General features: G+C 57.7%; 13 protein-coding genes. 7 read left to right on the top strand and 6 right to left on the bottom strand.

What is annotated here, in order from left to right:
- Nucleotides 1-39 precede the first annotated feature (39 nt).
- Nucleotides 40-516 (top strand): nuclear transport factor 2 family protein, encoded by a 477-nt coding sequence (locus AC1D2Q_RS26150; RefSeq protein ID WP_305481039.1) that lies wholly within the window; start codon nucleotides 40-42, stop codon nucleotides 514-516.
- A gap of 208 nt (nucleotides 517-724) precedes the next feature.
- A complete protein-coding gene (locus tag AC1D2Q_RS26145; protein ID WP_477815063.1) occupies nucleotides 725-1504 on the top strand; it encodes a TSUP family transporter in 780 nt (259 codons plus the stop codon).
- Here the strand turns inward: AC1D2Q_RS26145 and nudC are convergent.
- Nucleotides 1472-2302 (bottom strand): NAD(+) diphosphatase, encoded by an 831-nt coding sequence (nudC, locus tag AC1D2Q_RS26140; protein WP_477815062.1) that lies wholly within the window; start codon nucleotides 2300-2302, stop codon nucleotides 1472-1474. The genes AC1D2Q_RS26145 and nudC overlap by 33 nt on opposite strands.
- A gap of 6 nt (nucleotides 2303-2308) precedes the next feature.
- Complete coding sequence (locus tag AC1D2Q_RS26135; RefSeq protein WP_477815061.1) at nucleotides 2309-3121, bottom strand: crotonase/enoyl-CoA hydratase family protein; 813 nt, start codon at nucleotides 3119-3121, stop codon at nucleotides 2309-2311.
- A 229-nt stretch (nucleotides 3122-3350) separates the two neighbouring features.
- On the opposite strand from AC1D2Q_RS26135, the gene pncA reads away from it, so the two are divergent.
- Entirely contained in the window at nucleotides 3351-3980 is a 630-nt protein-coding gene (pncA, locus tag AC1D2Q_RS26130) for a bifunctional nicotinamidase/pyrazinamidase (RefSeq protein WP_477815060.1), read from the top strand.
- A 90-nt stretch (nucleotides 3981-4070) separates the two neighbouring features.
- Here the strand turns inward: pncA and AC1D2Q_RS26125 are convergent, their stop codons facing one another.
- Nucleotides 4071-5372 (bottom strand): ATP-binding protein, encoded by a 1302-nt coding sequence (locus AC1D2Q_RS26125; RefSeq protein WP_477815059.1) that lies wholly within the window; start codon nucleotides 5370-5372, stop codon nucleotides 4071-4073.
- Nucleotides 5373-5375: 3 nt separating this feature from the next.
- Nucleotides 5376-6077: a response regulator gene (locus AC1D2Q_RS26120; protein ID WP_018929113.1), complete on the bottom strand. Its 702-nt coding sequence runs from the start codon at nucleotides 6075-6077 to the stop codon at nucleotides 5376-5378.
- Between the two features lie 210 nt (nucleotides 6078-6287).
- Between AC1D2Q_RS26120 and AC1D2Q_RS26115 the strand changes: the two genes are divergently transcribed.
- The 4 genes from AC1D2Q_RS26115 (at nucleotide 6288) to AC1D2Q_RS26100 (ending at nucleotide 12355) form a co-directional block, all read left to right on the top strand.
- Entirely contained in the window at nucleotides 6288-7445 is a 1158-nt protein-coding gene (locus AC1D2Q_RS26115; protein WP_477815058.1) for an efflux RND transporter periplasmic adaptor subunit, read from the top strand.
- 14 nt (nucleotides 7446-7459) lie between these two features.
- Nucleotides 7460-10558 (top strand): multidrug efflux RND transporter permease subunit, encoded by a 3099-nt coding sequence (locus AC1D2Q_RS26110; RefSeq protein ID WP_477815057.1) that lies wholly within the window; start codon nucleotides 7460-7462, stop codon nucleotides 10556-10558.
- A gap of 143 nt (nucleotides 10559-10701) precedes the next feature.
- Nucleotides 10702-11619, top strand: coding sequence for a hypothetical protein (locus AC1D2Q_RS26105; protein ID WP_477815056.1), 918 nt, complete (start codon nucleotides 10702-10704; stop codon nucleotides 11617-11619).
- Nucleotides 11620-11713: 94 nt separating this feature from the next.
- Complete coding sequence (locus tag AC1D2Q_RS26100) at nucleotides 11714-12355, top strand: DUF1345 domain-containing protein (RefSeq protein ID WP_477815055.1); 642 nt, start codon at nucleotides 11714-11716, stop codon at nucleotides 12353-12355.
- 70 nt (nucleotides 12356-12425) lie between these two features.
- Here the strand turns inward: AC1D2Q_RS26100 and AC1D2Q_RS26095 are convergent, their stop codons facing one another.
- Together AC1D2Q_RS26095 and AC1D2Q_RS26090 are read right to left on the bottom strand one after the other, a co-directional pair.
- Entirely contained in the window at nucleotides 12426-14972 is a 2547-nt protein-coding gene (locus AC1D2Q_RS26095) for an autotransporter outer membrane beta-barrel domain-containing protein (RefSeq protein ID WP_477815054.1), read from the bottom strand.
- Between the two features lie 198 nt (nucleotides 14973-15170).
- Nucleotides 15171-17138 (bottom strand): hypothetical protein, encoded by a 1968-nt coding sequence (locus tag AC1D2Q_RS26090; protein ID WP_477815053.1) that lies wholly within the window; start codon nucleotides 17136-17138, stop codon nucleotides 15171-15173.
- Between the last annotated feature and the right edge of the window lie 76 nt (nucleotides 17139-17214).

Here is a 17214-nt window from a genome sequence, read left to right as displayed (position 1 = left end):
ACAACTTGCTTGAACGTTAATTTGATAGGGAGACTTAATATGTCTACTGCCGAAGTTCGTCCGCCATTGCCGCCGTTTACCCGTGAATCGGCCATCGAAAAAGTTCGCCTGGCCGAAGATGGCTGGAACTCCCGTGACCCGGAACGGGTGTCTCTTGCCTACACCCTGGACACCCAGTGGCGTAACCGCGCCGAGTTCGCCCACAACCGCGAAGAAGCCAAAGCTTTCCTGACCCGCAAATGGGCCAAGGAACTGGACTACCGACTGATCAAGGAACTCTGGGCCCATGGCGACAACCGCATCGCCGTGCGTTACGCCTACGAATGGCACGACGACTCGGGCAACTGGTTCCGTTCCTATGGCAACGAGAACTGGGAGTTCGACGAGAACGGGCTGATGTTCAACCGTTACGCCTGCATCAACGACCTGCCGATCAAGGAAAGCGAGCGCAAGTTCCGCTGGCCGCTGGGTCGCCGGCCGGATGATCACCCAGGGTTGTCTGACCTGGGTCTGTAACATCACCTCACCGATCGTTCCCACGCTCCTGCGTGGTAATGCCGCCACGGACGCTCCGCGTCCGCCGTGACGCAGAGCGTCACAAGATGCATTCCCACGCGGGAGCGTGGGAACGATCGGCTCAGGTCGCCGCAGAAGTTGGATATGAGTAAGATACCGGCCTTTTCCCGCAGCCCTCTTCTGCGCCCTGCCGAATAAGCCCCATTCCATGCCTTTCGAACTCAGCGTTGACCTCACTACCCTGGCCGTTCTGGCTCTCGTCGCTTTCATTGCCGGTTTCATCGACGCCATCGCCGGCGGTGGCGGTCTGTTGACCACCCCGGCACTGCTGACCGCCGGCCTGCCGCCGCATCTGGTACTGGGCACCAACAAACTCAGTTCCACTTTCGGCTCGGGCACCGCCAGTTTCACCTTCTACCGGCGCAAGCTGTTTCATCCACGGCAATGGCTGCACGCCATCGTCGGCACACTGGTCGGCGCACTCACCGGCGCCATCGTCGCTCATTACTTGCCGGCGCAATGGCTGAACAAGATGCTGCCGGTGATTGTGTTCGCCTGCGGCCTGTACCTGTTGTTTGGCGGCACACCGAAGGCGCCGCTGGACAGCGACGCACCGATCAAGAAAAAGTGGCAATCGAGCCAAGGCTTCAGCCTCGGTTTCTATGACGGCGTGGCCGGCCCGGGAACGGGGGCGTTCTGGACCGTCAGCAGCTTGCTGCTCTACCCCATCGACCTGGTCAAGGCCAGCGGTGTGGCGCGCAGCATGAACTTCGTCAGCAACATTGCCGCGCTGTCGGTGTTCATTTTTTCCGGGCAAGTGGACTGGATCATCGGCCTGAGCATGGGCCTGTCGGTGATGGTCGGCGCCTTCTTCGGCGCGCGCACCGCCATCAGCGGCGGTGCGAAATTCATTCGTCCGGTGTTCATCACCGTGGTGCTGGGCCTGACCGTGCGCCTAGCCTGGCAGCACTGGTTCAGCATGGCCTAAACGCCGTGCCACGTAGACGTCGATGAGGTAGCGGGCAATCGAGCGAGACGCCGGCAACGGCGGCAAGTCGTGTACGTTGAACCACTGGGCGTCTTCGATTTCGTCTTCCTGACAGACAATCTCGCCGCCAGCGTACTCGGCATGAAAACCGAGCATCATCGAATGCGGGAACGGCCAGCACTGACTGCCCATGTACTGGATGTTCTTGACCTCGATCTGCACCTCTTCGCGAACCTCGCGAATCAGGCAATCTTCGGCCGACTCACCCGGTTCGGCAAACCCCGCCAACGTGCTGTAGACCCCGGTGACAAAACGTGGCGAACGGGCCAGCAGAACCTCGTCGCCACGGGTCACCAGCACAATCATGCTCGGTGAAATGCGCGGATAGTGGCGTATATCGCACGGTTCGCAGTACATCGCCCGCTCACGCGGCATTTGGGTCATTACCTGCCCGCAGTTACCGCAAAAACGGTGCTCACGAGCCCAGGTGCCGATTTGTGCGGCATAGCCCAGAACCTTGTAGACGGTGTGATCGCCCTCGAGCATGAACGCCCGCAGGCCTTTCCAGTTACAGCCCGGCACGTCGCTGTGGCTGCGCAACTCCAGCAGGTAGACCGGCTCGCCATCCAGGTGACCGATGCCGTGCTCGGCAAGAATCGACAAGTCCTGCCGCTTGAGCCATTCCCGTGGAAACAGCGCGCCATTGTCATCGAACAAAAAGCCTTCGGGGCTGCGCGCCACGGCCCAGCCGCCGGGTTGATCGGTGTCCAGTACTGCGGTGGTCCAGCGTGAAGTCATTTTTAATCAATCCAGAAATTCGGGTTTCTGTTTGCTCATATGGGCAGCCATGGCCACGCGCAAATCAGTGGATTGCAGCATGGCGGCGTTCCACGTGGCGACGTATTCGAGGCCGTCGTCGATGCGATGGTCGCGCATGTAGCTGATCATCTCTTTGGTGCCGGTGATGGCAATCGGCGACTTGCCGGCGATTTCGCGGGCAATCCCCATCACACCTTCAAGCAGGCTGGCGGTGTCGCTGTAGACGCGATTGACCAGGCCAATGTTACGCGCTTCTTCGGCGCCAAAGGTGCGACCAGTGTAAGCCAGTTCACGCAGCATGCCGTCACCGATGATCCGCGGCAAGCGTTGCAAAGTGCCAACATCGGCCGCCATGCCGATATCGATTTCCTTGATGGAAAATTGCGCATCCTCAGCCGCGTAACGCATGTCGCAGGCCGAAATCAGATCGATGGCGCCGCCCAGGCAATAACCCTGGACCGCCGCCAGCACCGGTTTGCGACAGTTGTCGACGGCGTTGAACGACGCTTGCAGCGCCAGGATCTTGCGCCGCAGCAGGCGCGCATTGCGGCCGACGTCCTTGCCCAGCTCATTGGCCACACCGGCGAGCATCATCAGGTCGATGCCGGAAGAAAAATGCTTGCCGGCGCCACTGAGCACCACCACCCGCACTTCATCGGTATCGTCGATCCACTGGAAAATCTCGATGATCTCGCTCCAGAACGCGGCGTTCATCGAATTGATCTTTTCCGGGCGGTTGATCTGCACATGGGCGATGTTATCGGCCAGTTCGACGCTGAAGGCGGTGTATTGAGACATGGCAGGAATCCTATACCGGGCAGAAAATGAAGCCCGAACTATAACAAGGCATCCGTGCCGGCAGTAAGGCAGCGGTTCGGCCAAATGCGGGACTGACTTCTGGATTTTCAGCGTCTGGACGGGCCTGCTCGCGATTGGCCGCACCACCGAAACTGTTAGAAACCGTCTTGGCGCGTGAACACAGTTGTCACTATGCTTGCGCCTGACTTTCCAAGGAGGAACCCTACCCATGCCGATTTCTTCACGCGCTGCCTTACTGGTCATCGACGTACAAAACGACTTCATTCCCGGCGGTCAATTGCCGGTGCCGGAGGGTGACCTGATTGTGCCCCTGATTAATCGTCTGGGTCGCCAGTTCAAACAGGTCATCATTGCCCAGGACTGGCACCCGCCCGGCCACGCCTCGTTCGCTTCCAGCCACCCTGGGCACAAGCCTTACGACGTGATTCAGTTGCCATACGGTGAACAGACGCTGTGGCCGGAGCATTGTGTGCGCGCCACGCCCGGCGCCGAGTTCCACCCGGAGCTGGACCTGCCCCACGCCCAATTGATCATCCGCAAGGGCTGTAACCCGGACATCGACAGTTATGCGGCGTTTCTGGAGGCGGATCGAACCACGACCACCGGTTTGGCCGGGTATCTGAAAGAACGCGGCATCGACACGGTTTACATGGTCGGGCTGGCACTGGATTTCTGCGTGATGTTTTCTGCGCTGGATGCGCGGGCGGCGGGGTTCAATGCGTTTGTGGTGCTGGATGCTTGTCGGGCGATTGATCTGGAAGGGTCGCTGGCGGCAGCGATTGAGCGGATGCAGGTGGCGGGGGTTGGGTTGATTGAGTCAACCGAACTGCTCGACTGAACGCTCAAAACCTGCGGCGGGGGGCTGCCCCTCGGCATGACTACTTGCACCGCTCCTACATTTGGATCGAGTAAAGCCCGTAAACAGGCGTTAAGCCGGGGTCGGCAACCAAAGCCTGAACCGCGCCCCACCCAGCGGCGATGCTTGCGCGGTGAGCGTGCCGTCCTGCGCTTCCAGCGCTCGGCGGCTGATCGCCAGCCCCAGGCCAAACCCGCCTGTGGCCCGATCCCGGCTGCGATCCAGCCGATAGAACGGCTCAAAGATCCGCTCCCGCTCTTCATCGGGAATGCCAATGCCATCGTCGTCCACCCAGATCTCACAGCCTTTGGCGCACACCTGCACACCAATCTGAATCCGTTTCTCGCAATAGCGCATGGCGTTGCGCAGCAGGTTCTGGATCGCCCGGGCGGTCAATCGCGGGTCCAGCGAGAAGCGTTCGAGCTGACCGTGCAGCAGCACATCAATGACGATTTCCGGTGACTCAAGTTCTTCATCGACACTGCCCAAAATACTGTCGATGAATTCATCCAGCGACACCTCGACCTGTTCCGGCAGTCGAGCCGGATTTTGCAATCGGCTGTAAGACAGTAATTCCAGCACCAGCTCATCCAGTTCGCGAATGTGCGCGACCAGGCCTTGCAGACGTTCGCGGCTGGTGGCCGGCAAGTCGTCGGACAGCGCCAGGGCGAGGCCGAAATCCAGCCGCGTCAACGGCGTGCGCAATTCGTGGGACACGGCGTTGAGCAAGTCGCGCTGCTGGTTGAGCAGGTTTTCAATGTCGCCGGCCATGGTGTCGAACACGTTGGCCAGGCTGCCAATGTTGGAGCTGGGGGATATCTGCGTGCGTTCGCTCAGGTGGCCCTTGCCGAAGCGCTCGGCGGTGCTTTTGAGACGTTCCAGGTCGCGCCAGTGCGGGCGCAGCCACAACAACAGGCAGGCCAGCATCGTCGCACCGATCAGCACGTTGATGCTCCAGTACAACCAACTGACATCCGTGGGGTCCGGTGGCACGACCATCTCCACCACCATCTGCTCGTTCAGCGGTGCCACCGCCAGGGTGCGCCAGCCCCAGTCGCCGATGCGTACCACGTTCTCCCCGCGCTGCAAGCGTTCGCGCTCATCCAGGGTAAATTCGGCATCGTCGTTGCGGGCCAAAATGATGTGCAGCGGCTGGAACTCCTTGTCCATCTCCGCCGCCAGCGCCGGCCACTGCTCGACAGGCACCGTACGAAACTGTTTGACGATCAGCGTTTGCAAACCTCGGGAGTAATCGAGGTTGTAGGTCACAAAACGCTCATGGAAGACCTTGATCACCAGGTCCGGCACCAGGTAGATCGCCGCGCTGAACGAAACGATGGTCACCAGATACAGACGAAACAGGATTCTGAACATGGTTCAGCATTCCCACTCGGAGCGGCTGAACAAGTAGCCCTTGCCCCACACGGTCTTGATCTTGCGCGCCTCGCCGGCGTGGTCGTCGAACTTGCGTCGCAGTTTGGAGATGGCCACGTCCACCGAGCGATCGGTGCCGTTGAATTCGATACCGCGCAGGCGTTGCAGAATCTGGTCGCGGCTCAGCACTTCGCCGGCATGCCGGGCCAGCACCACCAGCAAGTTGTATTCGCCGCTGGACAGTTCGACCAGTTGCCCACGCCAGGTCACGGTGCGCTCGGACAGGTCGATGCACAGGTTGCCCATGAGAATGCGGTCATTAGCGGTCTGCGGTTCGCTGAGGCTGCTGCGACGCAACAGCGTGCGTACGCGAGCCAGCAACACACGGGGCTCGCAAGGTTTGGTGACGTAGTCGTCGGCGCCCATTTCCAGGCCCAGCACCTGATCGTGGCTGTCGTCTCGGGCGGTGAGCATCAGGATCGGCAACGTCGCCGAATCGGCCCGCAGCAGGCGGCAGACCTGCAAGCCGTCGAGCCCCGGCAGCATCAGATCGAGAATCACCAGGTCCGGCGGACTGACCCGCGCGCGTTCGCGTACATGATCGCCGCGGCTGATCACGCTGACGGAATAACCGTTGCGTTCCAGGTAGCTGGCAATCAGTTCCGAGAGTGCGGTGTCGTCTTCGACCAGGAGGATGTTGGGCATGGGTGTTTCCAGAAAATGCTGTGGCGACTGGCGGGGCTTGCCCGCGATGGCGGCATAACCGTCGCAAAAAGTTTCAAGCTGCGAAGGATATACGCCCTCACGCATACGCGAGCAAAACCCTTACACAATTTCACACAGCACCAACAAAGCTTCACCGCTACCCTCATCGACTCCCCGTAGGATGCGGGTAGTCATTATTGGGGTATTTCCATGTCAAAGAACCTGCTTGCCACGCTCAGCCTGATTGCCCTGGCGTTGACGCTGAGCGCTTGTGACCAGTCTTCGACCGCCGAAGAATCGGCACCGCTGGCCACGGTGCGCATCGAAACCATCGAAGCCCGACCGCTGTCGATCAGCAGCGAACTGAGCGGGCGGATTGCCGCGCCACGGATTGCCGAAGTGCGTGCCCGGGTTGCCGGCGTGGTGTTGCAGCGGGTCTTCCGCGAAGGCAGCGACGTGAATAAAGGCGACGTTCTGTTCCGTATCGACCCGGCCCCCTTCAAGGCCGACCTGGACAGCGCCGAAGCCGCGCTGCGCAAGGCCGAAGCCAACGCGTTCCAGGCCAGATTGCAGGAGCAGCGTTACGCCCAGTTGATCGAAGGTAACGCCATCAGCGCTCAGGATTACGACAATGCCCGCGCCAACGCCCGGCAAACCGCCGCCGATGTCGCCGCCAACAAAGCCGCGGTGGAACGGGCGAAACTGAACCTCGGTTATGCCACCGTCACCGCGCCGATTTCCGGGCGCATCGGTCGCGCGCTGGTGACTGAAGGTGCGTTGGTGGGCCAGAACGAAACCACGCCGCTGGCGCTGATTCAGCAGTTGAACCCGATCCACGCCGACCTGACCCAATCAACCCGTGAACTCAACGATCTGCGCCGGGCCTTCCGTTCCGGCCAACTGAAGGAAGTGGGCCAAGGCCAGGCCAAAGCCACGCTGATCCAGGACGACGGCAGCCTATATCCGTTGCCCGGCAAGTTGTTGTTCACCGACATCACCGTCGACCCGGGCACCGGTCAGATCATTCTGCGCAGCGAGTTCCCCAACCCGGACCTCGACTTGCTGCCGGGCAGCTTCGTTCGCGTGCGTCTGGAGCAAGCGTTCAATCAGCAAGGCATCAGCGTGCCGCAACGGGCCATCCAGCGTGACAGCGCCGGCGTTGCCCAAGTGCTATTGCTCGACGCCGAGCAGAGGGTCGGCCAGCAACCGGTAGAGCTGGGCGCGGTGCAGAACGATCGCTGGATCGTCACCCGCGGCCTCAAGCCCGGCGACCGCATCGTCACTGAAGGCCTGCAACACGCGCGCCCCGGTGAAAAAGTCCAGATCGACAACACCCCTCTTCCACTTGCCCAGGTTTCTGGTCAGTAAGCAGGACGCTTTTTATGCCGCAGTTCTTTATCGATCGCCCGGTGTTCGCCTGGGTGGTTGCCTTGTTCATCCTGCTGGCCGGTGCGTTGGCCATTGGGCAGTTACCCGTGGCGCAATACCCGAACGTTGCGCCGCCGAAAGTCGAAATCTACGCCACCTACCCCGGCGCTTCGGCGCAGACCGTGGACGAAAGCGTGGTCAGCCTGATCGAGGGAGAACTCAACGGTGCCGACCATCTGCTGTACTTCGAATCCCAGAGCAGCCTCGGCAGCGCCACCATCACCGCGACATTCCAGCCGGGCACCAATCCGGAAATGGCCCAGGTCGATGTGCAAAACCGCCTCAAAGCGGTTGAGTCGCGCCTGCCTCAGGCGGTCACCCAGCAAGGTTTGCAGGTGGAGAAAGTCTCCGCCGGTTTCCTGTTGCTGATCACCCTCACCTCCAGCGACGGCAAGCTCGATGACGTGGCGCTCAGCGATTACCTGGCGCGCAACGTGATGAACGAGATCAAGCGTCTGGATGGCGTCGGCAAGGCCCAGTTGTACGGCGCCGAACGGGCGATGCGGATCTGGATCGACCCGCAGAAGCTGATCGGCTTCAACCTGACCCCGGCCGACGTCAACGCCGCTATCGTCGCGCAGAATGCTCAGGTTTCCGCGGGCAGCATCGGCGACTTGCCGACCCGCACCACTCAGGAAATCACCGCGACCGTTCTGGTCAAAGGCCAGCTGTCGACGCCTGAAGAATTCGCCGACATCGTGCTCAAGGCCAATCCTGACGGCTCCACCGTGCGCATCCGTGATGTCGCGCGGGTCGAGATCGGCAGCCAGGAATATCAGTTCTCCACACGCCTGAACGGCAAACCGTCCACCGCCGTCAGCGTGCAACTGTCGCCGGGCGCCAATGCCTTGAGCACCGCGACCCTGGTGCGGGCGAAAATGGACGAGCTGGCGCGCTATTTCCCGGCCGGTGTCGAATACAAGATCCCGTACGACACCTCGCCCTTCGTCAAAGTCTCGATCACCAAAGTGGTTTACACCCTCGGCGAGGCGATGCTGCTGGTGTTTGCGGTGATGTTCCTGTTCCTGCAGAACATCCGCTACACGCTGATCCCGACGCTGGTGGTGCCGGTGGCGTTGATGGGCACGTTTGCGACCATGCTCGCGCTGGGCTTCTCGATCAACGTGCTGACCATGTTCGGCATGGTGCTGGCCATCGGCATTCTGGTGGACGACGCAATTGTGGTGGTGGAGAACGTCGAGCGGATCATGGCCACCGAAGGCCTGTCGCCCAAGGACGCGACGCGCAAGGCGATGAAGCAGATCACCGGCGCGATCATCGGCATCACCCTGGTGCTGGTGGCGGTATTCATTCCGATGGCGTTCATGCAGGGCTCGGTCGGAGTGATTTACCAACAGTTCTCGCTGTCCATGGCCACGTCGATCCTGTTCTCGGCATTCCTCGCCCTGACGTTGACCCCAGCGTTGTGTGCGACGCTGTTGAAGCCGATTGCCAAAGGCGAGCATCACGAAAAAGCCGGATTCTTTGGCTGGTTCAACCGGCGCTTCGAACAACTGACCGAGCGTTATCAGGGCTGGGTCGCCTATGCGTTGAAACGCACCGGTCGTTACCTGTTGATCTATGGCGTGCTGCTGGTCGGCCTGGGACTGTGTTTCAGTCGCCTGCCCTCCTCGTTCCTGCCGGTGGAAGACCAGGGTTACACCATCACCGACATTCAACTGCCACCCGGCGCGAGCAAGAACCGCACGGTGCAGGTGGTCGAGCAAATCGAAGCGCACAACGCCACCGAGCCGGGCGTCGGCGACAGCACAGTGATTCTCGGCTTCAGTTTTTCCGGTAGCGGGCAGAACGCCGCGCTGGCGTTCACCACGCTCAAGGACTGGTCGGATCGGGGCAGCTACGACTCGGCGAGTTCCATCGCCGATCGCGCCAACATCGCGCTGAGCCAGATTAAGGATGCCATGGCTTTCTCGGTGCTGCCGCCGCCGGTTGACGGTCTCGGCACCTCCAGCGGTTTCGAGTTCCGCTTGCAGGACCGTGGCGGCCTCGGCCATGCCACGCTGATGAAAGCGCGCAGCGAATTGCTCGCCGCCGCCGAGAAAAGCCCGATCCTGATGAATGTGCGCGAAAGCGCCCTGGCCGAAGCGCCACAGGTTCAGCTGGAAGTCGACCGCAAACAGGCCAACGCCCTGGGCATATCCTTTGCCGACATTGGCAATGTGCTGTCCACGGCGGTCGGTTCGGCCTACATCAACGACTTTCCCAACCAGGGGCGAATGCAGCGAGTGGTGGTCCAGGCTGAAGGCGATCAACGCAGCCAGGTCGCCGATCTGCTGAAGATTCACGTACGCAACAACGCCGAAAAAATGGTGCCGCTGTCGGCCTTCGTCCGGGCCAACTGGACCCAGGGCCCAGCGCAATTGACCCGATACAACGGCTACCCGGCCATCAGCATTTCCGGTGAACCGGCGCCCGGTTACAGTACTGGCGAAGCCATGGCGGAAATCGAACGGCTGGTGGCGCAAGGCCCGGCGGGGTTGGGGCAGGAGTGGACCGGGTTGTCGTTGCAGGAACGCTTGTCCGGCAGTCAGGCGCCGATGCTGCTCGGGCTGTCGCTGCTGATCGTGTTCCTGTGCCTGGCGGCGCTGTACGAGAGCTGGTCGATTCCAACCTCGGTGCTGCTGGTGGTGCCGCTGGGAGTGCTCGGCGCGGTCCTGGCTGTGACCCTGCGCGGGATGCCCAATGACGTGTTCTTCAAGGTCGGGCTGATCACCATCATTGGCCTGTCGGCGAAGAACGCGATCCTGATCATCGAGTTCGCCAAAAGCCTGTATGACGAAGGTCATGACCTGATCGATGCCACGCTGCAAGCGGCGCGCCTGCGGTTGCGGCCGATTGTGATGACATCGCTGGCGTTCATTCTTGGGGTGGTGCCGTTGGCGATTGCTACCGGGGCCAGCTCGGCGAGTCAGCAAGCCATTGGTACCGGAGTGATCGGCGGGATGATCACGGCGACATTGGCGGTGGTGTTTGTGCCGGTGTTTTTTGTGGTGGTCATGAAGTGGGTTGTTTGTTTAAAGAAAACCAACTGAACCATTCACTATTGATAACGGTATTGTTATGCCAAAAAACCCTCGTGAACTATCAGAACTGATAGTTCACGAGGGTTGGACTCCTCTTTACGCTGGGTTCAACAATCAACGACGTTGTTGCCCCTCAACTAAGGAGTCTCCAAATGGATGATTTAACCAGAAACTCACTCGGGATCACTACCGGAACATTCACCGCAAAGATAAAAGAGCTTCCTGAGCCCTATGTGGGCTCACCTACCAAAATGAAGCTGTATCTGGATCCCCAGGAAAATCGTTACATTGCAATGGCAACCCAAGATCTGGAGCAAACGCTCTACCTTTATCGAAGTATCGTTTTGCGCATTCCTGATCAAGGAGATGTAGTGAATCGCATCTACAAAATTGATAATGTGTACGAAAACCTAGACACCGCAAAGGCCACCTTTTGGATGCACAACGAAAGTTTGTTCACCCCCTACATTGCCACCTCGGGTGAAGTTGTCGTAACCCTCAATGTAGCGGCTCAAGAAGCCACCTGCACTTTTCAGTTCAATGCGTTCTCTCCGTCAAAAGAGGAGCTGACAGTCACCGATGGCGCAGTTGAACTTAAGGGCTTCGATCCAAGCCGCTCCGTGTTGGGCGATGACACAGCGATCGGTTCATTCACGGCTGACATTTCAGGGCACATCACACATCAGTACGAGGCCAACAATTTTACTTTTGCCGAACGACCTGCCAACGAGGTGATATTTCCAAAGGAGCACTACCGTGCGTGGTCCGGTTACTTTGATAACGTAGGCATTCCAAATCGTTGGCGGCACAGCGTGACTATCTACATTGCCAAAGATCTTGGCCCCGGCACGTATGAACTGAATAATGACAGGAACAAGATTTATGTTCTTTATATGGACAGTGTCAGCGTAGTCGGCTACGACGCGATTAGCGGTTCCTTTACGATAACCTCAATTACAGGGGACTCATTGGAAGGCACCCTCGATAATGTCACGGCCGAATCTTCGGCCGGAACTATCGCGATCAAAAACGGGAAATTTAGTTTCGAGCGCGTAAAGCGTCAGGCCTGACTAACAGGGCTGCGATGACCTTCAAAGCCCCCGCACTTGCCGCACCACTCACACCAGGGCTAAGGTGCTGAAAAGCCCCTGACCGTGAACCCCCATGCCCTTCCTCGCCCGCACCCACCCTCGCCTGTCCGCCGCCGCCACCTTTGGCGTCGCGGCAGGCATTCTGGCTCCGGCCGATTCGATCCTCGGCAAAATCCTCATCGGCTGGAACGCCGGGGTCTGGACGTATCTGGCCCTGATCATCTGGCTGACCATGCGCGCCAAAGCCGACGATGTGAAACGCATTGCCGCAGTCGAAGACGAAAACGCCGGGCTGGTGCTGTTCACCGTGAGCATGGCCGCGCTGGCCAGCCTCGCCGCCATTACCCTCCAACTGGCGGGAAGCAAGGATCTGGACACTTATCACCGGCTGTTTCACTACGGCTTCACCGGGCTGACCATAATCGGTTCATGGTTGTTGATCGGGGTGATTTTCAGCCTGCATTACGCGCGGCTGTTCTATACTTGGGAAGGCAAGGAACCTGCGCTGCGATTTGCCGAGGGGCAGCTGAAGCCCGACTATTGGGACTTTTTGTACTTCTCGTTCACCATCGGCGTCGCCGTACAAACAGCAGACGTGGGCGTAGCCACCCGCGGCTTGCGCAAAATCGTACTGGCGCAGTCGTTGATCGCTTTCTTGTTCAACACGGCGATTCTCGGGTTTTCGATCAATATCGCGGCGGGTCTGTTTAGCTGATGACTGCACAAAAAATGCCCCGGCAGTCTCGGGGCATTTTTATTAGGTCACTTCATTGAAACAACGCTCATCAGAAGAAATAGCTCACTCTCAAGCTGCCGCTCCATTCCTGACTGACGGTGGTGCCTTTACTGCCACCGACCTGGCCGGAAACCTGCCAGTTGCGTTGAGCCGGCGACCATTTCAAACCTGCTCCGTACTCAATCGAGCTACTGGCGCGGTCATCATCGAAACTGTTGTCGTTTATCTTGACCTCATTGCTCTTCACAAACTCGTGATTGAACGCCGTCATCAGGCTGGGCTCGAGCCGGCTGCCGTTGTCCAGAGTGATGACGCGCCCGCCGCGGACACCAACCTTGCCTTGCACTGAACGCATGGTGTCGCTTTTTACTTCCAGGCCGTTGTCGAGCCGATACTTGTCGCTTTGAGTGACACCGGTCGATACCTGTACTTGAGGCTCGACAAAGTAGTCGTTCTTCAAGCGAATATGCTTACCGACGGCCACCGAACCACTGGCGCCCAAGGCTTTGTAATCGCCCTTGGCCCGAGTGCCATCACTCATGGTGACGTTGGCCTTGTTATCGAACTGGTTGATCTTGGCCATGACATTGACGAACACACCACTCTCAACATCGAACGTGCTGCCATAGACGCCGGCATTCACACTGTCGACGGTGGCGCTGGAACCGTACTTGAGATCCATTTTGGTATGGCTTGTCCCGACGAATCCACCCACTACCCACGGCCTGCCGCCCAAATCCACAGTTGTGTCGGCACCACCCGTAATACCGGTCTGATTCTGGGTGTAGCCATCACCATAGGCGTTATCGACATTGTACTGGTTGCCATAAGTGCGAACCCAGACACTGTTGCTGAGGTTTTTTACCGAGCTGTCGTTCATCGCCCGCATCGACGCTTCGGGTCGGACGTTCAGACTGCGGTCGCCCAATTGGTCGCTAAGCATGGCCGCTTCAGCATTCAGCACGCTGCGCGCACTCCCGGCGAGGGCCAACGCCGTATTACTTGAAGTACTGACGGTCTTCTTGTCCGGATTCAGATACAAGCCCTGGCCTTCCTTCGCAAGCCTGTAGACAAATGTGCCGGCGTCCACGGTGTCACGATTACCCAACGAGAAGCTCGCGTCGCCGGAAGCGATATTACCGACCTTCACCGGCTCGGCAGTGACCGGCGTGGTGCCGGTGGCGGAGATTTGCAGTTGATGTTGTCCGCTGGCGTTGCCGGTGACGTTCAGGAAATCTGTGTTGCCGTTACCCAGGTCGGTGCCCATCACAAAGGTGCCCTTGCCGGAAAGATCACCCACGTTCAGTTGCTGAAACTGCTCGTTCGTCCCCATGCGAACCACGCCATCATTCAACGCGAGACGTTGCACGGAGCTATCGCCCGTCATTACCCATTGYGCTGAGTTATTGATATTCAGATTGGCGGAGTTTTTGATTTGGCCGGTCAGTACCGAGCCGTTGTCCAGCAGCACGCTGCCATTGGTGTCGGTGAGCACGTCTCCAGTCATCCTGCTGCCGTTGTTCAGCGACAAGCTGAAGACGTTGTCGATATTGCCGTTGACCACCGATCCATTGTCGAGACTGACCATGGCTCCAGTACCTGCGACCGCTTGCACGTCGCCGTTCAAGGTGCTGCGTGTATCAAGCCTGGTTTGGGTCACGTTCTGTAAATTGCCGTTCAGAATCGAGGCGTTTTGCAATGTGACCTTCGCTGTGCTGCCAGACTCAACGATAATATTGCCCGCCAAGTCGCTCCGATCCACTTTAAGATTGACCGCGGCACCATCGTTGACTTCGAGCATCGTGCCATTGGCCCCGACCAGTCGGGAGCCGTTGAGTACGTCTATGTTTGCCGTGATTCCCGCACGATCCTGAAAACCCACAACGATGGCCGAACCGGATTTTCCTTCGATGGTTGAACTATCCAGCGTCACCGCGGATGTTCTCGCGAGATCAACTATTTCTCGCCCGACTTCCAACCCGTTCAACCCTCCAATAATGGTGCTGCCAGCCGCATTAAGATCGGCGTGACTCAATCGAACACCATAACTGGTTGCATCAGTGGCTTCTATCGATGAATTCAAGACGTTCAATTGACTGAAACCGGTCATAAGAGCGCCACCGTTTAACGCTGTTACAGAGCTGTTGTTCGTCAACGTGACGGTAGAGCCAATTTGCCCGGCATTATTCCTGATGAGTTGCAGACCGATGTCGTCACTGGTCACCGTACTGTTCGTCAGGTTTGCTGTGCTGTCGCTCAGCCTTATGGCAAAGCCCCCCCCTATACGATCAACTGACGCATTCGTGAGATTGAACGTTGAATTGAGCCTGCCATCCAGGCGTTGTGCGCTTCCACCAACGGCGTTGAACAATGCACTTTCAGCCCCGATGATCAGCGTCTCGGCGCCGTTGGAGATGAGCGTAGAACCCGCGTTCAGCGTCCAATCTTCCGGGGGCAGGGAGTTGTCAATGGTGTGGGTCTGGCCTGCAGGAACGCTACCGCCATGCGCAGGTGCTCCGAGAAACATTAACGATGAGAGCGCCGATAATGCGTAACCTTTGACGTTTTTTTTTGAACACGAAGAAAACCTGGACATATGGGGGCTCTTACATTGAGTTGTCGGCAATATCGGGTGAAGCACGATTTGAGCGCCGGGAGACTACAGACCAACCCCACTCTTATATGTAGGAAAAGTCCCTATCCGAGTCGGATATTCCTTCATGACTCGTAAGAACAACCGCAACCTGACTCACTTAGACTCCCTGTGAGCCAGGCACGGTCATTTCGTCATGGATTATGCGGTGCCATCGCAGAACAAGCTGCTGGTGTTGCGTACGTTAACCCTGTGCAGTACTTCCGGTGATTTGTAGAGAGTTCCCGCAATCGTAGTTTCATACCATACATACACGTAGTTATAGTCAGGTGTACCAGGTGGCGGTACGATTGGGCCTTGCAGTGTCTTGATATACGTAAAATTCACATCAAAGATGGTTTGCGCCGTGCCACTAACTTTTTTTGTCTCCACGTGCGGAATGCCAATGGGAGTGGTCATTGCAATGTCTTCATAGCCATCAGCATGAATAGTTATTGATTGACCATCAGGCAAGGAACTTTGTTCTTGCGGTACTGCCACTCGCCATAGACGCTCGCCCCCCACCAGATCAAAGCTTGGGCAACTGACGACGCGATCGGAATTGTAGGTTCTCGCGACATGCTCAAGAAGTTTGACTTCATTTGCTTCAAAGTTAACCCGAGTCGGAGTTTTTTGCACAACGGTAGCGTCAACGTCCAGATAGCGGATGTCACAGTAAGCGTCCTTGGTGCCAGTACCATGGGCGGCAACTCTTGCAAAGTCTACCTCGAGAGAAGTTTCGGTATCAGTCGGCTCGATTTCTTTATCCCCCATAAACTCTTTGTTGTACCAAAAATTGACTATTGCAGTTCGGGTGAGAGGATCACCAACGTCCATTTCCCATAGTTTGAATGTAAACGTAACTGGTTTGCCGAAATCACCCGGTACAAGATGATTTAGGGTGCCGGTGTCGCCAGTAACCTCGACCGGGGGCAGGTTGTCACTTTCTAGATCCGGCGCCGGTATCAAACCAATCGGCGGATAATCGGCGTTCATATAGACTATTGTTACTTGGTTCGAGTCCTGGGTTGGCGCCGTTCCATCTTTGTAGGTGTAAGTCAGTTTCCCGGCCAACTCTCCGAGAGTTGTACCGTAAGCGGCTTTATAGGCATCGAATGTCAAATCGAATTCCAGGCCACCCGAAGCAGCCAATTCCTTGCTGCCAACCACTTCATTTTCAAGCTTCACTTCAATCATCGCGCGCACAGCAGCATGGGTTGGCTGCTGCAAGATGATCTTCACATTCCTGGGAACCGGGTTGAAATGCTTAAGAGTCAACGTGGTATTTCCGTCCGTTCCTGTATCAGGAACTGTGAGGGGGAAAAATACCACTGCAGGCGGTTGACGAACCTCAAGATCTCTCCTGGGCGTTGAGTCGATACTTCTAAATCCCGCGACATCAGTAATAGTGTTGAGCTGATAAAGTGTCGTGTTACCCAAGGCGCGTAAAGCGGCGACACTGACAACAAACTCGTCATTCGCATCCAGTTTCCCCTCATAAATCGGGGTTTGGGATGTGGAGGCTAAAGCTCTCGAGCTCAAATAAAAATGATGAGTATCATCGGCATGTCGAAAAGGATAAGTGGTGACCACCTTGCAACGCAGACCGCCCGGGTTCGAGTTGAACCAAGCCCCATCAAGAACCCCAGAGGGCGGCGCATTCACATAGGTAACGGGTGGAACAACCCCTCTACTTGAGGGGGTCTTCGTAGCATAGGGCCCACGATACCTGGCCCGCAAAAGAGTCGGCGCTGTAGAGTGGTCATCGTTGCCATCGCCATCGAGAACCTTGAACTGAACAGAATATTCAGTTGGAGCCTCAGGCGTAGTCAGCTCAGGAATGTCTGCTTTATTCAGGCGATACATTAAAGGTACGTTGACGCCTTCTAGAGGTTTTGAGTCCAGCAGTTTTGTGGTCCCGTCGGGCAAGAGCAATTCGAGTGTTGCACTACCGCCTCCCGCCGCATTGTTCAAACCATCAAGTTCGACTTCAATATACCCCCTGTCATCATCAGATTTTTTAACGCGACCATCCACGGCCAGATTTTTAACCACGGGTGGATCAGAAAGTATTCCGATACCAACATTTGAACTTTTTGCGCCAGCAGGGATTTTCTCTTCGATGGTCATTTCACACGCTCCATGATAAAAACAGACAGACAGCTCTTTTTACAAACACTTGCCAAAACAACTAAAAACTTTCCAG

Source organism: Pseudomonas sp. P1_A1 (assembly GCF_056406935.1).
This window is presented reverse-complemented; position numbering and strand designations above follow the sequence as displayed.